General features: G+C 61.2%; 19 protein-coding genes and 1 riboswitch. Of the genes, 7 read left to right on the forward strand and 12 right to left on the reverse strand.

The annotated features are described in order from the left end of the window. Positions 1-190: 190 nt before the first annotated feature. From gcvPB to gcvT, 3 genes are read right to left on the reverse strand one after another with little or no spacing between them, the layout of a single operon-like run. A complete protein-coding gene (gene gcvPB / locus A6764_RS13865) occupies positions 191-1,663 on the reverse strand; it encodes an aminomethyl-transferring glycine dehydrogenase subunit GcvPB (protein ID WP_065066210.1) in 1,473 nt (490 codons plus the stop codon). Continuing rightward, on the reverse strand, positions 1,656-3,008 hold the full coding sequence (gcvPA, locus tag A6764_RS13870; RefSeq protein ID WP_065066209.1) for an aminomethyl-transferring glycine dehydrogenase subunit GcvPA: 1,353 nt from the start codon (positions 3,006-3,008) through the stop codon (positions 1,656-1,658). The genes gcvPB and gcvPA overlap by 8 nt, the downstream gene beginning before the upstream one ends. Positions 3,009-3,048: 40 nt before the next feature. Beyond that, positions 3,049-4,152 carry a glycine cleavage system aminomethyltransferase GcvT gene (gcvT, locus tag A6764_RS13875; protein ID WP_065066208.1) on the reverse strand — a complete coding sequence of 368 codons (1,104 nt, stop codon included), beginning with the start codon at positions 4,150-4,152 and terminating at the stop codon, positions 3,049-3,051. Between the two features lie 348 nt (positions 4,153-4,500). Next, positions 4,501-4,594, reverse strand: a riboswitch (glycine riboswitch). Positions 4,595-4,811: 217 nt separating this feature from the next. Here gcvT and A6764_RS13880 point away from each other — a divergent pair. The 3 genes from A6764_RS13880 to A6764_RS13890 all read left to right on the forward strand — a co-directional run bounded on the left by A6764_RS13880 (position 4,812) and on the right by A6764_RS13890 (position 8,719). Continuing rightward, the gene (locus tag A6764_RS13880; RefSeq protein ID WP_264622258.1) at positions 4,812-6,515 is read left to right on the forward strand and encodes a DEAD/DEAH box helicase; all 1,704 of its coding nucleotides are present in this window, start codon (positions 4,812-4,814) and stop codon (positions 6,513-6,515) included. Between the two features lie 78 nt (positions 6,516-6,593). Continuing rightward, positions 6,594-7,736: a YqhG family protein gene (locus tag A6764_RS13885; protein WP_065066206.1), complete on the forward strand. Its 1,143-nt coding sequence runs from the start codon at positions 6,594-6,596 to the stop codon at positions 7,734-7,736. A 110-nt stretch (positions 7,737-7,846) separates the two neighbouring features. Continuing rightward, on the forward strand, positions 7,847-8,719 hold the full coding sequence (locus tag A6764_RS13890; RefSeq protein WP_264622259.1) for a hypothetical protein: 873 nt from the start codon (positions 7,847-7,849) through the stop codon (positions 8,717-8,719). 89 nt (positions 8,720-8,808) lie between these two features. On the opposite strand, the gene A6764_RS13895 is transcribed toward A6764_RS13890, so the two are convergent. The 5 genes from A6764_RS13895 to A6764_RS13915 all read right to left on the reverse strand — a co-directional run bounded on the left by A6764_RS13895 (position 8,809) and on the right by A6764_RS13915 (position 12,879). Further along, on the reverse strand, positions 8,809-9,063 hold the full coding sequence (locus tag A6764_RS13895) for a YkuS family protein (protein WP_029099432.1): 255 nt from the start codon (positions 9,061-9,063) through the stop codon (positions 8,809-8,811). 23 nt (positions 9,064-9,086) lie between these two features. Beyond that, a complete protein-coding gene (locus A6764_RS13900) occupies positions 9,087-9,248 on the reverse strand; it encodes a YqzE family protein (protein ID WP_081904226.1) in 162 nt (53 codons plus the stop codon). A 67-nt stretch (positions 9,249-9,315) separates the two neighbouring features. Continuing rightward, positions 9,316-9,843, reverse strand: a complete 528-nt coding sequence (locus tag A6764_RS13905) for a shikimate kinase (protein WP_065066204.1) — start codon at positions 9,841-9,843, stop codon at positions 9,316-9,318. Positions 9,844-9,890: 47 nt separating this feature from the next. After that, positions 9,891-11,720 (reverse strand): stalk domain-containing protein, encoded by a 1,830-nt coding sequence (locus A6764_RS13910; RefSeq protein ID WP_065066203.1) that lies wholly within the window; start codon positions 11,718-11,720, stop codon positions 9,891-9,893. 193 nt (positions 11,721-11,913) lie between these two features. Next, positions 11,914-12,879 carry a substrate-binding domain-containing protein gene (locus A6764_RS13915; protein WP_065066202.1) on the reverse strand — a complete coding sequence of 322 codons (966 nt, stop codon included), beginning with the start codon at positions 12,877-12,879 and terminating at the stop codon, positions 11,914-11,916. Between the two features lie 150 nt (positions 12,880-13,029). Between A6764_RS13915 and modA the strand changes: the two genes are divergently transcribed. From modA to A6764_RS13930, 3 genes are read left to right on the forward strand one after another with little or no spacing between them, the layout of a single operon-like run. Then, the gene (modA, locus tag A6764_RS13920; protein WP_065066201.1) at positions 13,030-13,839 is read left to right on the forward strand and encodes a molybdate ABC transporter substrate-binding protein; all 810 of its coding nucleotides are present in this window, start codon (positions 13,030-13,032) and stop codon (positions 13,837-13,839) included. 24 nt (positions 13,840-13,863) lie between these two features. Continuing rightward, positions 13,864-14,550, forward strand: a complete 687-nt coding sequence (modB, locus tag A6764_RS13925) for a molybdate ABC transporter permease subunit (RefSeq protein WP_065066200.1) — start codon at positions 13,864-13,866, stop codon at positions 14,548-14,550. A gap of 15 nt (positions 14,551-14,565) precedes the next feature. After that, positions 14,566-15,264 (forward strand): ATP-binding cassette domain-containing protein, encoded by a 699-nt coding sequence (locus A6764_RS13930; protein WP_065066205.1) that lies wholly within the window; start codon positions 14,566-14,568, stop codon positions 15,262-15,264. Between the two features lie 103 nt (positions 15,265-15,367). Here A6764_RS13930 and A6764_RS13935 read toward each other — a convergent pair whose 3' ends face one another. Together A6764_RS13935 and A6764_RS13940 are read right to left on the reverse strand one after the other, a co-directional pair. Beyond that, positions 15,368-16,132: a LamB/YcsF family protein gene (locus A6764_RS13935; protein ID WP_029099425.1), complete on the reverse strand. Its 765-nt coding sequence runs from the start codon at positions 16,130-16,132 to the stop codon at positions 15,368-15,370. 132 nt (positions 16,133-16,264) lie between these two features. Next, positions 16,265-16,621: a YlbG family protein gene (locus A6764_RS13940; RefSeq protein ID WP_029099424.1), complete on the reverse strand. Its 357-nt coding sequence runs from the start codon at positions 16,619-16,621 to the stop codon at positions 16,265-16,267. Positions 16,622-16,724: 103 nt separating this feature from the next. Between A6764_RS13940 and A6764_RS13945 the strand changes: the two genes are divergently transcribed. After that, positions 16,725-17,048, forward strand: a complete 324-nt coding sequence (locus A6764_RS13945) for a hypothetical protein (RefSeq protein WP_029099423.1) — start codon at positions 16,725-16,727, stop codon at positions 17,046-17,048. On the opposite strand, the gene A6764_RS13950 is transcribed toward A6764_RS13945, so the two are convergent. Both A6764_RS13950 and A6764_RS13955 read right to left on the reverse strand, forming a co-directional pair. Next, positions 17,043-17,498: a YlbF/YmcA family competence regulator gene (locus tag A6764_RS13950; RefSeq protein WP_029099422.1), complete on the reverse strand. Its 456-nt coding sequence runs from the start codon at positions 17,496-17,498 to the stop codon at positions 17,043-17,045. The genes A6764_RS13945 and A6764_RS13950 overlap by 6 nt on opposite strands. Before the next feature lie 59 nt (positions 17,499-17,557). Further along, on the reverse strand, positions 17,558-19,453 hold the full coding sequence (locus A6764_RS13955) for a hypothetical protein (RefSeq protein ID WP_264622260.1): 1,896 nt from the start codon (positions 19,451-19,453) through the stop codon (positions 17,558-17,560). Positions 19,454-19,522: the final 69 nt, after the last annotated feature.

Consider the following 19,522-nt stretch of genomic DNA (forward strand, 5'->3'; position numbering starts at 1 on the left):
CAGAAGAAGATCGTTCTCATGATACGCATGAACAGCCGGCTGCATGCTTTTCATTGAACGATCTCCCTGATTAACCGTCGGCCCAGGTCCTCTGCCTGTGATTTTCGCAACCTGCCGGGAGACCTCCTCATGGCGAACCGTATGGGGGCAAAGCGAAAACCGCCCGAAAAAAGCGGGCGGTTTCAATCGGTTACGCTTGTTCCGGCTGGTAGCGGAGGATCGGCTTGCGAGCTGCCGTCGCTTCGTCGAGGCGCTTCACCACGGTGGTGTGCGGTGCTTCCTGGACGATTTCCGGGTTTTCTTCGCACTCGCGGGCGATCTGCAGCATGACCTCGATAAACTCGTCGAGCGTTTCCTTTGTCTCCGTCTCGGTCGGCTCGATCATCAGGCATTCGTCGACGATCAGCGGGAAGTAGATCGTCGGCGGGTGGTAGCCGAAGTCAAGCAGACGCTTGGCGATGTCCAGCGTACGGACGCCCAGCTTTTTCTGGCGGACGCCGGAGAGGACAAACTCGTGCTTGCAGACGCGGTCGTACGGCAGCTCGTAGGCCTGTGCCAGCTTTCTCATCATGTAGTTGGCGTTCAGCACGGCGTTTTGCGATACCTGCAGCAGCCCTTCCGGCCCCATCGTGCGGATGTAGGCGTAGGCGCGGACCAGGATGCCGAAGTTGCCATGGTAGCCTTTTACGCGGCCGATGGACTGGGGACGGTCGTTGTCCCAGTAGTACGTGCCGTCCGCTTTTTTGCCCACGATCGGGGCCGGCAAAAACGGCTCCAGAATCTTTTTCACCCCGACCGGACCGGCGCCGGGACCGCCGCCGCCGTGCGGGCCGGTAAAGGTTTTGTGCAGGTTGAGGTGGACGACGTCAAAGCCCATGTCGCCCGGCCGGGCAATGCCCAGAATCGCGTTGGCATTGGCCCCGTCGTAGTACAGCAGGCCGCCCGCTTCGTGGACGATCCGGGCCATTTCCACGATGTCTTCCTCAAACAGGCCGAGCGTGTTCGGGTTGGTCAGCATCAGCGCCGCCGTCTCCGGGCCGACTGCCTGGCGCAGCGCTTCGATGTCCACCAGGCCGCGCTCGTCGGACGGAATCGTCACCGTTTGCAGGCCGGCGACCGCGGCGGAAGCCGGGTTGGTGCCATGGGCGGAGTTGGGAACGATCACCTTCGTGCGCTGATGGTCGCCGCGGCTCTCGTGGTACGCGCGGATCATCATCAGCCCGGTCCACTCGCCGGCCGCCCCCGCCGCAGGCTGCAGGGTTACCGCGTCCATCCCGGTGATTTCCGCCAGGTCATTCTGCAGGTTGTACATCAGCTCCAGGGCGCCCTGGACGCTTTCTTCCGGCTGATAGGGATGGGTTTGGGCGAAGCCCGGATAGCGGGCCACGTCTTCGTTGATTTTCGGATTGTATTTCATCGTGCACGAACCGAGCGGGTAAAACCCGTTGTCCACCCCGTGGTTGCGGCGGGACAGCTCGGTGTAGTGACGCACGAGCTGCAGCTCGGACACCTCCGGCAGTTCGGCCGGCGTCTCGCGGATCAGATGCTTGGGCAGCAGCGCGGCCACGTCGGCTTCCGGCACGTCGAGCGCCGGCAGGTTGTAGCTCACGCGGCCCGGTTTGCTCCATTCAAAAATGAGTGCTTTGTCCTTGTCGTTACGCACGTGTGATCGCCTCCAGTTCCTGCGCCAGCGTGTCGATTTCGTCTTTCGTCCTCAGCTCCGTGACGGCGAGCAGCATGTGGCCGGCCAGTTCCGGGTAGGCGAGGCCGAGGTCGTACCCGCCGAGAATGCCCTTCGCGAGCAGCGCTTTGTTCACCTCTGCGACCGGTTTGGACAGCTCCACCGCAAATTCGTTGAACATCGGCGCTCCGAAGGTAATCCGGAATCCTTTCGCCTGCAGCGCCTGTTTGGCGTAGTGGGCTTTTTGCAGATTCATCATCGCCATCTCCTGCACGCCCTGCTTGCCCAGCGCCGTCAGCGTGATCGACGCGGCCAGCGCCAGAAGCGCCTGGTTGGAGCAGATGTTGGAGGTGGCCTTTTCGCGGCGGATGTGCTGTTCCCGCGCCTGCAGGGTCAGGACAAACCCGCGCTTGCCGTTTTCATCCTTCGTCTGGCCGACGATTCGTCCCGGCATTTTTCGCATCAGCTTGGCCGTGGTGGCGAAATAGCCGCAGTGCGGTCCGCCGAACGAAGCCGGGATGCCGAACGGCTGCATGTCACCGGTGACGATGTCGGCTCCCAGCTTGCCCGGCGCTTCCAGCACGCCGAGGGCGAGCGGGTTGGCGGAGACGACCAGAAGCGCTCCCTTGCCGTGCGCGATCGGCTCGATGGCCGCCAGGTCTTCCACGCCGCCGAAGAAGTTGGGGTACTGGACGATGACCGCAGCGGTCTGTTCGTCAACCAGCGCCTCCAGTTTCGCGAGATCGGTCACGCCGTCGCCGGTGAAGCCCGCTTCGATCAGTTCGACGCCTTGTCCGTAGGCGTACGTTTTCAGCACGCTGCGCGCCTCCGGATGCACGGCCCGGGAGACGACCACCTTTTTTTTGCCGGTGTGGCCGGCCGCCATCATCGCCGCTTCGGCGAGCGAGGTGGCACCGTCGTACATGGAGGAGTTGGCCACCTCCATCCCGGTCAGCTCGCACACCATCGTCTGGAATTCAAAAATGGCCTGCAGCTCCCCCTGGCTGATCTCCGGCTGGTACGGCGTGTAGGCGGTGAAAAACTCGCCGCGCAAAAGCATGTGGTTGACGACGCTGGGGATGTAATGCTGGTACACGCCGGCGCCCAGGAAGTTGACGTGGGTGCTGAAGTTGGCGTTCTTGCTGGACAGCCCCTGAAAGTAGCGGACCAGTTCCGGCTCGGAGAGGGCTTCCGGGATGTTCAGGCTCCCTTTGAAGCGCACCTCTTCCGGGATGTCGGCAAACAGTTCATCCACGCTGGAAATGCCCAGCGCTTCCATCATTTCGCGCTTGTCCTGATCGGTCTGCGGCAGGTAACGGTATTTCACGTGCGAGGTCCTCCTTTTCCACCCTTGCGATTCTGAGTCGTCAGTTTTTCGGCCGTTTGTAGAACGGAGTGGCCACGACTTCCGCCTTGAGGCGCTTGCCGCGGATCTCCACGTCCAGCTTCGTGCCAATGGCGGCGAATTCCGCTTTGACCAAGGCCAGCCCCACGTTCTTTTTCAGTGTCGGGGACTGGGTCCCGGTCGTCACTTCCCCCACCTGTTGGTCGTCGACGAACACCGGATAATGCGTGCGGGGGATGCCGCGGTCGATCATTTCGATCCCGACCAGTTTGCGGGGCGCTCCGTGTTCCTTTTGCGCCTTCAATACTTCCTGGCCGATAAACGGCACGTCCTTGTCCACCTTGACGGCAAATCCGACGCCGGCCTCAATCGGCGTGATGTCCTGGCGCAGTTCCTGACCGTAGAGCGGCAGCCTGGCCTCGAAGCGGAGCGTGTCGCGCGCCCCCAGGCCGCACGGCACCAGACCGTCCTCTTTGCCTGTCTCCAGGAGCTTCTCCCACACATGGATGGCGTGTCCGGCGTCCAGGTAAATCTCGAAGCCGTCTTCGCCCGTGTACCCGGTGCGGGAGACGAGCGCGGGCACACCGTCGATCAGCACGTCCCGTTCAAAGCGAAAGAAGCCGATCTGCGACAGGTCGGTGGGCGTCAGCCGCTGCAGGATGGACTCCGCCAGCGGTCCCTGCAGGGCGAGCTGGGCCGTCTGCGGGGAGATGTTTTCGATCGAGACGCCGTCGATCAGATGCTGGGAAAGCCAGTCATAGTCCTTGTCGATGTTGGCTGCGTTGATCACCAGCAGGTAGTGGTCGTCGGCAAACTTGTACACGAGCAGATCATCCACCGTTCCTCCGTCCGGATAGCACATCACGCTGTACTGCGCCTGGCCGGGCACCAGTTTGGAGACGTCGTTGGTGGTCATGCGCTGCAGGTATTCCAGCGCCCGCTCGCCTTTTACCTCCACTTCCCCCATGTGGGATACGTCGAACAATCCTGCCTTCGTCCGCACCGCTTCGTGCTCCTGGGTGATGCTGGAAAACTGGACCGGCAGCTCCCATCCGCCGAAGTCGATGGTTTTCGCCCCGTACTTCTCGTAAATCGGGAAAAGCGGCGTGCGTTTCAAAGTGGACATGCGGCACCTCCTGAACCGATTGAACTGTTTGTTGAAAGATGAACACAGCCGGCAAAGTCCTCCGACGATCAAGCCGGGTCCTTTGTGGCGGAAGTGTGGGCCGACGCAGCCCGGCATTGCGCCGGAGTGCTTCGCCTCGCGCCCGGAACGTGACCAAAGTGAAGAGGGACGCGTTCACACACGCAAAAAAGGACAGGGTGGGAGAACGGAAAACGCCAAAAAAGACGGCGCCCCCCATGTCTCCCCCTCTGTCCTTGGTACCTGAGAGTTGCCTTGCGCAGGCGGGCCATCCGGCGCCGCTGGCAAGTTTCCCCGTTGGTGGCTCCTGCCGAGCTCTCTCCAGAGATGCGTCAAGTAGAGGTACTTTTGCCTGAGAGATTCACCGCTGCCGGCTTGCTCCTTCGGCGCTGTCCGAAAGACAGTCTCTCCCTTCTACTATCATTCGCGTTGGATGTTGGGCCATACATAACTTTTTCAATTGATTCCATACTAACAAGGAACCTACATGTTTATCCTACCACGAGCGTGCTTTTTGAAAATATGCAAATTGACATTCAACTCATGATTTCGTTAACAATTTTTTCTCCAAGACAAATATTGTTAACAATCAGCTCATCATCTTCATAATAATTGGCATCCTTTAGTAAAGAGGTGCAAAAATGACGAATATTCCTGTTTCGTTCGACACGAAATGGATGGATTTGCTAACGGAGCGCATGCGGCAGGACGGCCCCTGGGACAAATGGGAGCTGTTCCAGCTTGCCCTGGAAGCGGAAGAAGCCTTGGCCGTGCGCGAGTTTGACCAGCTCCAATGCCTCAAGTATCTGCCTTCGCTCAAGCCCTATCCGCACCAGCTCAAAACGGCGGAACGCGTGCTGAACGAGCTGCGCGGCCGGGCCATCCTGGCCGACGAAGTGGGGCTGGGCAAAACGATCGAGGCCGGGCTGATCATGAAGGAATACATGGTCCGCGGCCTGGCGAAGAAGATTCTGGTGCTGGTTCCCGCCTCCCTGGTGATTCAGTGGACCAAGGAGTTGAACCAGAAGTTCGGCATCCCCGCCATCGCCCAGAAAAAAGAGTACATGTGGCGCCAGTACGACGTGGTGGTGGCCTCCATCGACACGGCCAAGCGCGACCCGCACCGACGCCACGTGCTGGGCATCGACTACGACATGCTGATCATCGATGAAGCGCACAAACTGAAGAACAAGCGGACGCGCAACTACCAGTTCGTCAAGGAAATCCGCAAAAAATACTGCCTGCTCCTGACCGCCACGCCGATCCAGAACGAGATGGACGAGCTGTACAACCTGATCAACCTGCTGAAACCGGGCCATCTCGGCCACACCAGCACCTTTGCCACCAACTACGTGGAAGGCAGGCGGCAGGCGAAAAACAACGAGCAGCTCAAGCACGAGCTGGACAAGGTGATGATCCGCAACAAGCGGAGCGACGGCGGCATCCAGTTTACCAACCGCCAGGTGCGGTCCATCCCCATCGAGCTGTCACCGGAGGAAAAGGCCCTGTACGACGGGGTCACCCGCTTTGTCAAAGAGCAGTACCACTCCGGGACGGGCGGCTTCAACTCGCTCGCCTTGATCACCCTGCAGCGGGAGGTCTGCTCCAGCCGGGAAGCCGCGTTCATGACGCTGTACAGCATGCACCAGCGCACCCCCGAGGACTCCCCGGCGAGAGACGAGATTTTGGAGCTGGTGGAGCTGATCAAGCGGATCGAGACCCACTCCAAGGCGGCGAAAACCGTGGAACTGATCCGGGAGATCAATGACAAGGTGATCATCTTCACCGAGTACCGCGCGACGCAAAACTACCTGCAAAAGTACCTGCATGAACACGGGATCACCTCCGTGCCGTTTCGCGGCGGATTCAAGCGGAGCAAAAAAGACTGGATGACCGACCTGTTCCAAAACCGGGCGCAGGTGCTGATCGCCACCGAGGCGGGCGGCGAAGGGATCAATCTGCAGTTCTGCAACCAGGTGATCAACTACGACCTGCCCTGGAACCCGATGCGCGTGGAACAGCGGATCGGCCGCGTCCACCGGCTGGGGCAGCAGCGGGACGTCCACATCTACAACCTGTCCACCGTGGGCACGATCGAACAGCACATCCTCAACCTGCTCTACGAAAAGATCGACCTGTTCGAAATGGTGATCGGCGAGCTGGACGATATCGTGGAGCGGCTCAACCTGAATCAGTCGCTGGAGGAAAACCTCATCCGCATCATCATGGACTCCCGCTCCGAGCGGGAAATGGCCGTCAAGCTGGACAACATGGGCCAGGCGATCCGCGCCATCCGGGAGGCGGGCCGGCCGCGTGACGCGCTGCCGGAAGCGGCGAAGCACTAACCGATCCTGGTTGGCGGCCGGGGAACCGGCACGCCAGTGTTTCTTTCAGACAAGCCGACTACGGGAGGTGAACGACGCATGCAGCAAGAGCAGATACGCCAATTCACGGAGCGCTACCTGGCCGCCTTTTCCGCTCATATCGTGGAGACGCATCCCGACTACCTGACGGTGAAGCTGCCGGTCGAGGTGGACAAAGACATCGGCAACCGGCCGTTTTACTGGAGTTGGGTGGAGAAAATGAACCTGCCCTACCAGCCGCTGGTGCTCACCTTTTGCTTTGACCGCGAACGGATGCCGGAGGGACTGCGCGCGGAGCACCTCCATCTCGGTGCGGGGCGGCTGCAGCAGATCTTTCAATCCGCTCGCAAGCACGGCAGCTTCGTCTGCATGTACGAACAAGCGGCGTCCCCCCGTCCGGGCGCCCGGCGCACCACACCGCTCGTCCCCTGGCTGGGGCTGAACTGGAAAGTCTCCTTCATTTGCGACAAAAAGCGGGACATGCTGCTCCATTTCGGGATCAACCTGCACCAGCCCGAGATCGTTTCCAACTTTTACCCGTTCCTGCTGCAGCTTTCGCTCACCCCGTCCATCCCGGACTACTGCTACACGCTGGAAAGGCGCCTCTCCCTGGCGGAGGCCGCCGCAATCGCCGAACAGGAGACCCGCCGCCTGCTGGCCGCAGAGGATGGACGCTGGGCGGAGGAGGCGCGGCAGCGGCTGGACGAGGAGCTTCAGATTCTGGAGGGATACTATGCCGAGCTGGCCGCCCGTGAACTCGACAGCGGCGAGGCGGATGGTGACGAGCCCGGCGCAGGCGGCGGGGAGAGCGGCGGCAGTGAACCGGACGCTATTTCCCCTCCGTGCGGCCTGGCGAAGACGCAGGAAGACGCCGCGCGGACGAGCGAATCCGTCCCGGCTTCGCCTGTCCCGATTGCTCCCCGCTCCGCCCAGCCTGCGCCCGAGCCGTCCGCAGCCGGGGAGGAGCACCGGAGAGGCGGCGGACGCATCCTGGACTTTTTGCGGGCCAACGGCATTCCCGAAACGCCGCGCGAAGAGATCGTCCAGGAAGAGTGGCGCAGCAGCACGCCGGAAGAGGAAAAGCGGCGGCGCATGGAGGAACTGCGCTGGCAGTACGAGCCTCGCATCGAGGTGCAGTTCCTGAACGGCGGGCTGTTTTACCTGCAGTCCACGCCTCCCGCCAAAAACCGGCGAAATCTGTAAAAGAAGAGCGAGAAAAAACGATCGCAAAGAGACAGCAAGCAACAAATCTTTTTCGTCAACCTGGTTACAATAGGTACCAAGAAGCCTTTTGCAGAAGGTGGTGCATGCTTGTGGCCAGACGAATGACCCGATCCGTATGTGCACTGCTCTGTGCTCTCGCTGTCGCGTGGCCTGCCGTCACGCGCGCCGAAGAACCGGATTGGGACAAGCGTTTTCACACACAAGTTCAACAGTGGATGAAGACTATCGTCGAGCGGGACCCGCAGTTCCGCGACTGGACGAACGCCCGGATCGATGCCCAATCGCTCGGCGCCAACCAGCATCAGTGGCTGGTCAGCGTCACGCGGGACGGCAGACAGGTGGGCTACCTGGTGGTTGGCGAATCGCCCGCCCCCGGAAAACAGCCGACGTTTGTGCTGCTCGAATACGGGGTCGGCGAATACATTTTGTTTGACGACGCGTTTGCCCCGCGCGCAGTGGCTGCGGAACCGGTCTATGACGGATTCGCCTCCCACTGGCTGGTCGCGCGTCAAGAGCATCGGGAGCTGGTGGACGCCAAGACGGGCGAAGCATACCCCGCTTCCGTCGCATCCGGCCCGCCGGTGATTACCACGCTGCCGGACAGCGAACTGGCCCGCCCGGAAGAGCGCCTGACGGATGCCCGCATGCTGTCCGGGGCGGGGCAGGACCCGTTTGACCGGATCGGCTGGCTGAACGACACGTCCCACAGGCGTCAGGTGACCTGGACAGACCTCTGGCAAAAAACGTCGTCCGGGCCGGTAACGCTTACCGTGCCGCTCTTCCAATCCGATGTGCTGGCTCCGTTCGCGGTCCAGTCGCTTCATCTGTGGAACAGCCACGCGGCATACGTCGGCGTGTGGGACGAGGGACTGCGCTTCGTGCCGTACGCCTACGCGATGAAAGTGGGGCAGTTTCATGCCGAGGATACCACCTCACACAAAACAAGCTCTCTGCCGGATTGAACCGACAGAGAGCTTTTGTCTGGTGGCTGTGTGCTGTATTTCGTCAGCCCGCCTCTTTCGTTTTTGCGCCGGTGCGATAATTGCGCCCGTCAGCGATGTTCCGTGGGCGACAGACGGATGTGCACCGCATGAAACACTTCCTGGGGGGTCATGCCTGCGGCGTTGATGACCGGGGCTCCGGAAATGGTCTTGCTCTGGTCGTTCAGCACGTTGACATCCTGGCCGGTGATCACAATGGCGTCCACCATGTTTTGCCAGTTGCCCAGGTCCACCACGTCATACCCGTTGTCGCGCAGCATTTTGCGGATCTGGGTAAGGGAACGTTCCACTGCCACTCTCGCCATATGCTACCTCCGTCCGGATGGGATTATTTGCGCCAAAACAGCTTGATCGACATCGGAATGGCCCCGAACCAGCGCGTCGACCAGGCCTCGCGAGGGTGTTTCCGCCGGCGGCGCTCTTCCTTCGGGGTCTCCACGTACTGCACAAACAAACGGGTCAGGTACTTCAAATACTCCTGAAACGACATCACACGTGCCTCCTTCGTACGCACGGTTCCGCGCCGTTTTGCCGTGAAGGCGGAGCGCTTTCTTCCCCTAGTCTCTCCCGATCAGGCCGCTTTCAACCATCCTGCCGCGGATTTCCGCCACGATTTCGGACACGTCCTTGCCGGTCGTGTCGATCTGGATGGGGGCGAAATCATACGCCCCTTTCCGCTCTTCCAACAGCCTCCGCACCCGGTCCGCCACGCCGCCGGCGAGGAGCGGACGGCCGGTGTCGCCCTCCAGGCGGCGGATCAGTTCCTGCTCCGTCGCGGACAAGGCGATCACCGTTCCCTTTTGGAGCATGAGCCGTACGTTTTCCGGACGAAGCACCGCTCCGCCTCCGGTGGTCAGCACCTGCGGTTTTTCCCGCAGCAACTCCCGCAGCGCAGCACTTTCCGCATCCCGGAAGTACCGCTCTCCCTTTGTCGCGAACAGCTCGGGGATCGAACATCCCTCCCGCTCTGCGATCGCCTCGTCCAAATCGCGGTGCGGAATGCCCAGCGCCTGGGCCAGTGCGGAACCCACCGTGGTTTTCCCCGTTCCCATGAATCCGACGAGAATCACATTGCCGTATGTCATCGGCTGTCTCCTGCCTTTCGTAGTCGTGGATGTCTGTCTCATAATGTTTACTTCAGGGTCACGGTCTTCGCCTCTTTGTCATAGGCAGCCTGCACGCCGAGCACCTGGCTGAACAAGGAGAGCGGCGCCATCGTCCTCCCCTCGATTTCCAGCAGCGGCTGCCCCAGATCGACGCGCTGGCCGTCCCGCTCGACAACGCGTTGGCCCTTTTTGAGCACGACCTGCCGCCCCCTGCCCTGCACCACCGTCGCCTGCTTTTCCGGCGACCAAGTGACGCGGTACCCCATCCGTTCCGCCAATTCGCGCAGCGGGAGGTAGACCGTCCCGTTTTTCACCCGGGCCGGAACGGACGGGTAATAGCTCGTCCCGTTCACGAGCGTCGTCACGTACGGTTCCAGCTCCACCGGCCGCAGCGGCGCCTTGTTTTCGGCCTGGACATTGGGGACGAAGTAGCGGGCTTCTCCTTGCAGCACCTGGCCCAGCGCCTGGTCGAGGTGCTCCGGACCGATGACGCTGCCGTGGTAGGTGCGCTGCAAGCGCTGCAAGAAGCGCTTGTAGGTGTCGTCGCCGATCTGCCGGCGCAGGTGGTCGTACAACAGCGCCCCTTTGGAGTACCAGGTCCAGTGAAACTCCTCTTCGCCGGCAAACTGGTTGAGCCGCTTGCCCAGCCTGCCGGACGGATAGCGCTGCTTCAGCTTGTCCGCGTCGCGGCTGTACGAGGCAAGCAGGGCGGCGGACGCCTGGGAACCGTAGCGATTCTGCAGGTAGTGATAGACGCTCATCTCCACCAGCCCCTCGTCCAGCCAGCCGTGCACCGCTTCCAGCGTGGCAACGCTGTTGTACCACCACATGTGGGCCACCTCGTGCGGCAGCCAGTGCTCGATCAGGTTGTTGCGGTACATGTCCCGCTTAAACACCGCCATGTTGGCGTACTCCATCGCATACGTCGTGCCGGGGCCGGTCTCCGCAATCGCCACCCGGGGATACGGCAGCGGGCCGTACCATTCCGTATAGACCGGAAACACGGACCGGGCGATCGCTTTGATCCGCTCGATGTTGTCCTTGTCCACGGACGCGATGTCCACCGTCAAGTTGGGCGCAAAGGTGATCGTCTCCACATGATAATGCGGGCTGCCCACCAGGGCAAAATTGAGCAGTCGGCTGCCGCGGAACCGCACTTCCTGCCGGCTGCCGGCCAGCGGCTTGGCCTCTCCACGCCCCCAGGAACTCACCCATTGGAAGCCCTTTGGCGATACAAACGACACGTCGTAATCGGCGTAATGGTAAACAAACGGATCGCCGAAATCGATCCGCTGCGGCGGGTTGTACCAGTTGCCCCGCTGGTCCATCGCACCCAGCATCGGATACCAGGTGGTCAATGTCCAGATGTCGTCCTTCACCCCAAAACGGGTGCCGCGGCGGGGAACGGGATTCTCGAAGGTGACCGTCAAGCTCCCCCGCTTCGCCGAGCCGAACGGATTGGTCAGATGGATGACCGACTGGCGCCGTTCGAACGGCAGCGGCTTGTCCCCAAAGCGAATCCCCTTGATCGCCATCGGATTCCACGGGTAGTCGTAGATAAACAGGCGAAGATCGGGTGTGCGCGGATTATCGAACTCCACCGTGACACTTCCCGTGATGGTCGCCTGTGCGGTATGCAGTTCGGCGCGAATCGTATAGGTCGGATGCAGGTCTTTCACATAGGAGGGAAGCGGCGGATTGTAGGCGAACGGATCGGCTCCCGTTCCCGCCGTCACCGGCGCGTTTTTCATGAGAAACGGCGCCAGCGCGGGCCACTTGGCAATCACACCCGCCGATGCGAAGACGACAAAAATCGTCAAACAGATCAACAAGCTCGTTTTGTGCAATGGTTTCATGTCAGCCCCCGACTCATAAGCGACAAGCACGATGCTTTTTCGCCGCAAAGCTTATCCAATTTATTGTAGCAAATCCCGACAAGGCTGAATAGAAATTCTTGCCACCCCACGCCCCCATGGCGGCGGCCCGCACGCGACGGCAGCCAACGGAAAAACAGCCGAACCCGATACAGGCTGCGGCTGTTTTTTGTCATTACCACGTCTCGTACATGATCTCGCCGGTGTAGGTCAAATCGTATCCCCCGATCGCGGCCAGTTCGTTGCGAAACGATGCCGACCGCAGGATGTCGCACACAAGCCGGATCAGCTCCTCGTTTTCCGCCGTTTTGAGGATGACCAGATCGTACCGCTCCCGGATCGCAGGCAGAAACTCCACCCCCACGATTCGGGCGGCCTTTTCAATCCCCACGCCGACGTCCGCCTCGCCCCTGGCTACCGCTCCGGCCACGGCGAGGTGATTGGCCTCTTCCCAGTCGTATCCCGCCACGTCCCGTCCGGCGATGCCGTGCAGCCGAAACTGTTCCTCGATCAGAGTGCGGGCTCCGGAGCCTTTTTCCCGGTTCACCATGCGCACCCCGGGTTTGACGAAATCGGCCCAACCGGCGATCCGCTTCGGGTTGCCCTCCTGGACGTAAAAACCGGCCCAGCGGGAAACCAGATTGACGATCACGAAGCGGTATCCGGACAAGATCCGCCGCACATACGGCGTGTTGTATTCCCCGGTGTCGCCGTCGAACAGGTGCGTGCTGACGACATCCGCCTCGCCCGCGTACATCGCCAGCAGGCTGTTGATGCTGCCCGCATAGGAGCGAAGCGGCCGCATCGTTTTGCCCCGCCGTTCGAGATGATTGGCCAGCATGTCGAGACTGACGTCCTGGCCGCTGATGATGACCGGACGAGACTGCGGCGCTCCCTGTGGCGCGGCGCTGCGCCGCATGGGCGTCACAGCCGCCGAAGGGATCGGGGCCGCCGCAGCCAAGCCGTACTCACCCTTCGCTCTCGCCTTGTACGCTTCCAGATCGGACGCGTCCACCCGCATCTGCCGGCCGACGCGGTACGCGGGCAGTTCGCCTTTTTTGATCAAATCGTACACGGTCAATTTGGAAATCCGCAGCATCTTGGCAATTTCTTCGGTCGTGTAAGAAATGTCGTCGTTCATCGCCGCCTCCCGGATCAATTGCTGACTTGTCTTTCTCCATTTTCGTTCACCATTCGCACTTTTGCAATTGATGAAACGAACGAATTCAGATAATCTAATTATAACTAATTATTACTACATATAACAAAACAGAACTCAGGAGGACTTATCATGCGAAAACAATTGACTGCCATCTTCGCGGCGCTCAGCATGCTGTGTGCCGCCGGTTGTGGTGCACAGGCGCCATCCGACCAGCAAACCGCCCCGCAGCAGCAGCCGGCCAAGCCGGCGGAAACGACGCTGATGGTCTCGGCCGCCGCCAGCCTGACCGACGCGCTGAATGACCTGAAGCCCGCGTTTGAGCGCGAACACCCCGGAGTGACGGTCACCTACAACTTCGGCAGTTCCGGCAAGCTGGCCTCGCAAATCGAGCAGGGCGCTCCCGCCGACGTCTTTTTGTCCGCCAGCAAACAGGATATGGACAGACTGGAAGCAAAACAGTTGATTGCCAAGGACACGCGCCTTGACTTTGCCAAAAACGAGCTCGTTCTGATCACGGCCGGTTCCAGCCCACTGGCGCTTGCGTCCTTTGAAGAACTGGGCGGAGACGCCGTCAAGCATCTCGCCGTCGGCGAACCGGAGAGCGTCCCGGCCGGCCGCTACGCCAAAGAAACGCTCGAACACCTGAAGCTGTGGGACAGCCTGTCGGGCAAGCTGGTCTTTGCCAGCGACGTGCGCCAGGTCCTGACCTACGTCGAGTCGGGCAACGCCGACGCCGGCATCGTCTACGCGAGCGATGCCGCCATTTCGCCCAAGGTGAAGGTGATCGCCACAGCCAAACCGGAATGGCACAAACCGATCGTCTATCCGGGCGCCGTCGTCGCCGCCTCCCGTCAGGCGGACACCGCCAAGGTATTTCTCGAATACCTGACCAGCGAAAAAGGCAAGGCGATTCTGCAAACGTACGGATTTCGTGAATAAGGGAAAAGAACAGGAGGCGGACGCATGAATCATCCCGATCTGACACCCCTGCTGCTGTCGCTGAAAGTGGCCGCCGTCTCCACCTCCATCGTATTCGTCGCCGGTCTGCTGATCGCCCGCTTCCTGACGCGAAAGCACTTCTGGGGCAAGCACGTACTGGAGTCGTTTCTGCTGCTGCCGCTGGTGCTGCCGCCCACCGTCGTCGGGTTTGGCCTCCTGCTTTTATTCGGAAAGAACGGGATGTTGGGCAAGTGGCTGGCGGAGTGGTTCGGGGTCCAGGTCGTCTTTTCGCTGACCGGCGCCGTGATCGCTTCCGTGGTCGTGTCGTTTCCGTTGATGTATCAGAGTGCCGCCGCCGCCTTCAGCGGGATCGACCGGCGGTACGAAGACGCCGCCCGGACGATGGGGTCCTCGGAGTGGCGCGTCTTCTGGACGATTTCCTTTCCGCTTGCCTGGCCGGGGCTGTTGGCCGGATTCGTGCTCTCGTTCGCCCGGGGACTGGGGGAGTTCGGCGCGACGCTGATGCTGGCGGGATACATTCCCGGCAAGACCGACACGATCCCCGTCGCCATCTATTTCGCCGTGGAAGCCGGCCAGATGGACAAGGCGCTCTTTTGGGTCATCGTGATCGTCTCGCTGGGCATGGGGACGACGATGTGGCTGAACTGGTGGAGCCGACGCAGCGTCCGCCGGTTTGCCAACACGAAATGAGGCGGGAGAATGACCATGCTGTATGTCGACATTCAAAAACGGCTGCCCGACTACGTCCTGCACGCGCGGTTTACGGCGAAAGACGAGATTGTCGTCCTGTTCGGCCCTTCCGGTTCGGGCAAGACCACCATTTTGAACTGTGTGGCGGGATTGACCCATCCCGACGCCGGCCTGATCCGGCTGTCCGACACCGTCTTTTTCGACGGCCATCCGAAAAAGGCCCTGCCGCCGCAGCGGCGCAACGTGGGCTATCTCTTCCAGGACTACGCCCTGTTTCCGCATATGACAGTGGAACAAAACATCCGCTACGGGATGAAAAAGGGAACCAACCTGCGGCTTGACGAACTGCTCGCCTCCGTCGGGATCGACCGGCTGCTGGACAAATACCCGCACCAACTATCCGGCGGGCAAAAACAGCGAGTCGCGCTGGTGCGGGCGCTGGCCACGGAACCGGACATCCTGCTCCTGGACGAGCCGCTGTCCGCCCTGGACGCAGACACACGCCGCCAGTGCCAGGATGAACTGCTCCGGCTGCACGAGATGTGGCGCATTCCGTTTCTCCTGGTCACGCACGACCGCGAAGAGGCGGAAAGGCTGGGCGACGTGATCCTCGTGACGGAAAACGGCCAGGTTCACCCCCAGCATCCGCAGCCGTCAAACAGGACGTCCCTCCACGCCGGGATCGAGCGCGAATCCTCGGGAGGGAGGAGCTGATCCGCCATGTGGGGCTGGACGGACACGACAAAAGCCGTGCCGCATCCCCGCCGCCTTTTCGATGGCGGCCGGGACGGCACGGCTTTTTCTTTCGTTCCCTTCGTTATTTGGCACTGAACGGTTCGATTTTCACGTCATGCTGTTTGGCCCAGCGGTGGAGTTCGGTGAGAAACGGCAGCAGGTCGGGGCTTTCGGCGTGTACGCAGAGCGTGTCCGCAGCCAGCGCGATGACGCTCCCGTCGACGGTTTGCACCGTCTGTTCCAGAACGAGCTGCCTCGTCTGCTGCATCTGCTCTTCCTTGCTGATCAGCACGCTGCCCTCCAGTTCGCGCGGAGCCAACCTGCCGTTTGGCAGATACGCGCGGTCGGCAAACACCTCTTCCGCCACCTGCAGGCCGTATTCCAGCCCGATCTCCACCAGTTTGCTGCCCGACAAGGCGTAGAGGATGAGGTCACCGTCGATATCACCGATCGCCTGCACCACCGCCTCGGCCAGCTCCGGCTGCTCGGCCGCCTCGTTGTACAGCGCCCCGTGCAGTTTCACGTGATGCAGGCTCCCTCCCAGCGCCTTCGTCACACCGGACAGGGCGGCCACCTGATACAGCACCAGTTCGTACACCTCCCGCGCCGAGAGGTTCATGGAACGGCGGCCGAACCCCTGCACGTCGGGATAGCCCGGATGCGCGCCGATTTTTACCCCGTGCCGGAGCGCCGCTTCTACCGTTCTGCAGATGATGTGGGGATCGCCCGCATGCAGGCCGCAGGCGACGTTAACGGACGTAATCCACTTCATGATGCCCAGGTCCTCCGATTGCCGTCCGCGGCCGAACCCTTCCGCCATGTCGCAGTTGATATCCAGGTGAATCATGTACGCACCCGCCCTTCTGTAAACGCTGTCATTGTCAGTTTCGCTTTCCATTTCCATTTCATTTTCCATTTCTTACAGCATATCATGCCGCTCCGACCAGCAAAAGCAAAAAAGCTGCCGAAATGTGGCAGCTTAGCGGACGTTTTCTGTCGAAGCGCCTGTCGGCACCAGTCCATCTTCGCTTTGCAAGGTTTCCGCCAGGGCCATGAGCTGGCTCTTCTCCTGTTTGTAATCGTATTCTTTCGCCTTGTCCGGCTTGGCGTTGTTGTACTCGATCGGAATCTCGTGTCGGTGGGACCGCTCGATTTTCGTGACGAAATGCAGCTTTTCCATCATGCGGATCGTTTCGTCGATCTGATTGGCATCGACGTACATCGACACGTAGTTCAGCCGCTTGGAGATGTAGTGAATGGTGCCAAATTTGCGTAAATTTTTGGCGGCACGCGTGTTTTTCACCCACACGGCGACCCCAAGACGTCGTTCTCTCATGCTGGTCGTCGATCTCCTTCCCGAACGTGATATAATCATTCGTAACAGACGCGTTGCGCGGTTTTGTCCCTCTTAAAAGACTCCTGGAAGCGAGGGATGGCACATGCTCCTGGACACGTACTACCAACAGCTTACGGCCGCGATCCTGCAGCAGGACTTCGCCGATCAAGCGTGCTGGCGCGAGTTTGCCGGCCAACGCTTTTTCTATGTAGCGAGTCCGCTCCCCGCCTCCCAACTGGCCGAGCGGCTGTTGGCGACGGGTGAACGGATCACGGCGGACACGAAGCTGAAACCGGAGTGCGTCTACGTGCGCTCCGCCGGTCTGCAGCACGTCTTTCGCTTTCGCTTCCTCGTGCCGCAGGAGAAGCAGTTCTGCTGCGGGAACCTGTGCGAAGACTGCTTTCTTCTCAGGCAGCCGCGGTCATGAGCGTTTTTTCACGCTGCACCCGCAGCTTCCTCCGCTGCCGCAGCCGCTGCTTTTCGCCTCCAAGAACGGGTTGTTGCTGGGGACCTTGATCGTCTCCGAGACCGCGTCGGCGATGGTTCGCCCAACCTGGTACAGCAGACGGTCCAGGTTGTCCTCCGCCCGCTTGAACGCCTGGACAGAATCCAGCATCTCGATGGACCGCTTTAACTCGCGGACCTCCTTGGATATCTGATCGTAGTCGGGATGGTATTTCCCGAACCGCTGAACATCTTCGTACTGGGCCTTTTTGCGTTCGAACAGCGCGAGCAGCCGCTGCGCCTCCTCGTCCGCTTCCATCCGCTGCTTGGCGTGGATGTACTCCGAGACCTCGCGCGAATGGTTGATCATCGTGGACAGCTCGTGTGAATGCAGGATGAGCTGGGCCATGTCCACCGTTTCCAATGCTTCCATACAGCGAGACCCCCTTTCTTGAAAGCCCTTATCTTGCATTGTACCACGAAACAATCCGGCTAGTACAGATAATCCGGCAGGAGAATGCGCACGCGGTCGATCTCGTCCAGCCGGCAGCGCCTTTTTCCGCTGCGCTCCTCTAAGGTCAGATGCCAGTACCCCATCTCTACGGCCACCTGCCGGGGAATGCCTTCCCACATCTGGCCTCCGCTGAGACGAAGCTGAACCTCCAGTTCCAGCTCGCGGGCCCGCTGCAGCAGATCGCGCAGGGTTTGCGGATGGTAGGACTGGAAATGCTGCGTCCACATCTTGGGCAGAGCAGCCGCCTGGGGCATGCCTTCCCACTGGTCGGGAAAGGTGTTTTCCACCGCGTACCCGTCCCAGGGTCGGTCCACGGTAAAGAGACCGGCAGCCGGCACATCCTCTGTCGAATCATCCGCTTCCCTCTCCCCGCGAATCGGCGCACCCGCCTGCGGCTCGTAGCCGTACGCCCGAAACAGGGCCAGGAGGTTCGCCTCCTGCGCCGGCGTCACGAGGAAATCGGTCGGGGAAATGACCATCTGCAGGTACGGCTGGAATGCTTCAATCTGCCGCAGCTCCTCCAGCAGGCCGGGGTGGGCGGTCCGCACCCGGACCAGCGGTTCCAGTTGGATTTGCCGCGCGTTTTTCCCCCACATCGCGATCAACTGCCCGACCGCTTCCGGCAGCGGGTGGGCACAGGACTGGCGCAGCGTCTCCACCGCCTGCCGCTCCGTTCCGCCTGCGGCCAGAAACGCCTGCAGCGGTTTGGCCTGCAGTTCGCCGCGCAGCAGGTCCCCGTCAAACGCCAGCGGGCAGAACCGGCTCAACGCCCACACCGCCTGCAGCGGAACGAGCGGCGGTATGGTAATGCCCCCGGCGGGATCGACAAACCACCCTTCTTCCCGGGGGAGGCGGGGCAGGCTGTTCCATCGCCAGTATAGCGCTCCGTCGGCCGCGGTGCCGAGCTGAATCCAGCCGAAGCCCAGCAGCAGATGGAGCCACTCGTCGACCACCCGCCGCTTCGCCTCGTCTGGCAGGGCAAATCCGGCCTCCGCCAAGCTCCGCAGCATGCTGTCGAGCGAGTGCCACTGCTCCAGCGGGGAACGCTTCATCCACAAGGCCAGCGCGTCCCACCAGCTTTCGTGAGGCAGGTACTGCTCGGCTGCCAGCTCGTACAGTTGTTCCCAGCTCTGTTCCGGTGTCATGTCCAGCCATTGGAGCACGCGGCGCTCCGCCAGGACAAGACGTTTCTCCTGCGGACGGACAAGCCCGAGGCGCAGCGCCACGTCCAGCACCACGTCCAACGGCAGCCCGTCCGGTTCCTCATCGGCAAGCGGCGGCAGTTTCCATCCGTCTACATGGCTTCTGTCCAGCGACAGCAGCGCTGCCATCTTTTGCCGGACCCGGCGGTGAAGGCCGCCTTTTTGCGTCAGCGGCACGTCGTTGTCGCGAATGAACAGCAGGACGGCAAAAAGATCCAGATGTAACCCCCGTCCCGCTGTTATATAATAAGGGAGCGTTTTTGGCGCAGGAGAAGGGAATTCCGCCTCCGGCAGCAGGCAGCAGGTCAGATGCTCCCGCACTTCACGGGGCATCAGATAACCGATCTCGCTCCACATCTTGCGAACGGTAAGCACCAGGCCGAGCCTGCGCAGTCTGTTCAATCCGACGGCCAGATGCCGGTGGTTTTTGGCGCTGAGCCGATCCCACTCTCTCTTCCGGAAAAACCCTCTGGCGGAAGAGGTGACGAACAGCCGGATCGCCTGCCGCTCGGGTTCGCTGGCCTGCTTCCACACTTCCGCGGCAAAGGCCGGATCGGCCAGGCGGACGTGCACGTCCCGTTCGTCGCGGATGCCCAGTCGCTTTTCGTGCTCGTCCCGCATCGCTTGCCGGGTCGAGTGGGAAAGGTATTCGACGCATTGCTGCACACGCACGCTTGTCACCCCGCTTTCGCCGTTATTTGCCACATGGTCGGCAACCTACAATCATCATGGAGGGATATT

The organism is Brevibacillus sp. WF146, assembly GCF_001673705.2.
Taxonomy (GTDB): Bacteria; Bacillota; Bacilli; order Brevibacillales; family Brevibacillaceae; genus Brevibacillus; species Brevibacillus thermoruber.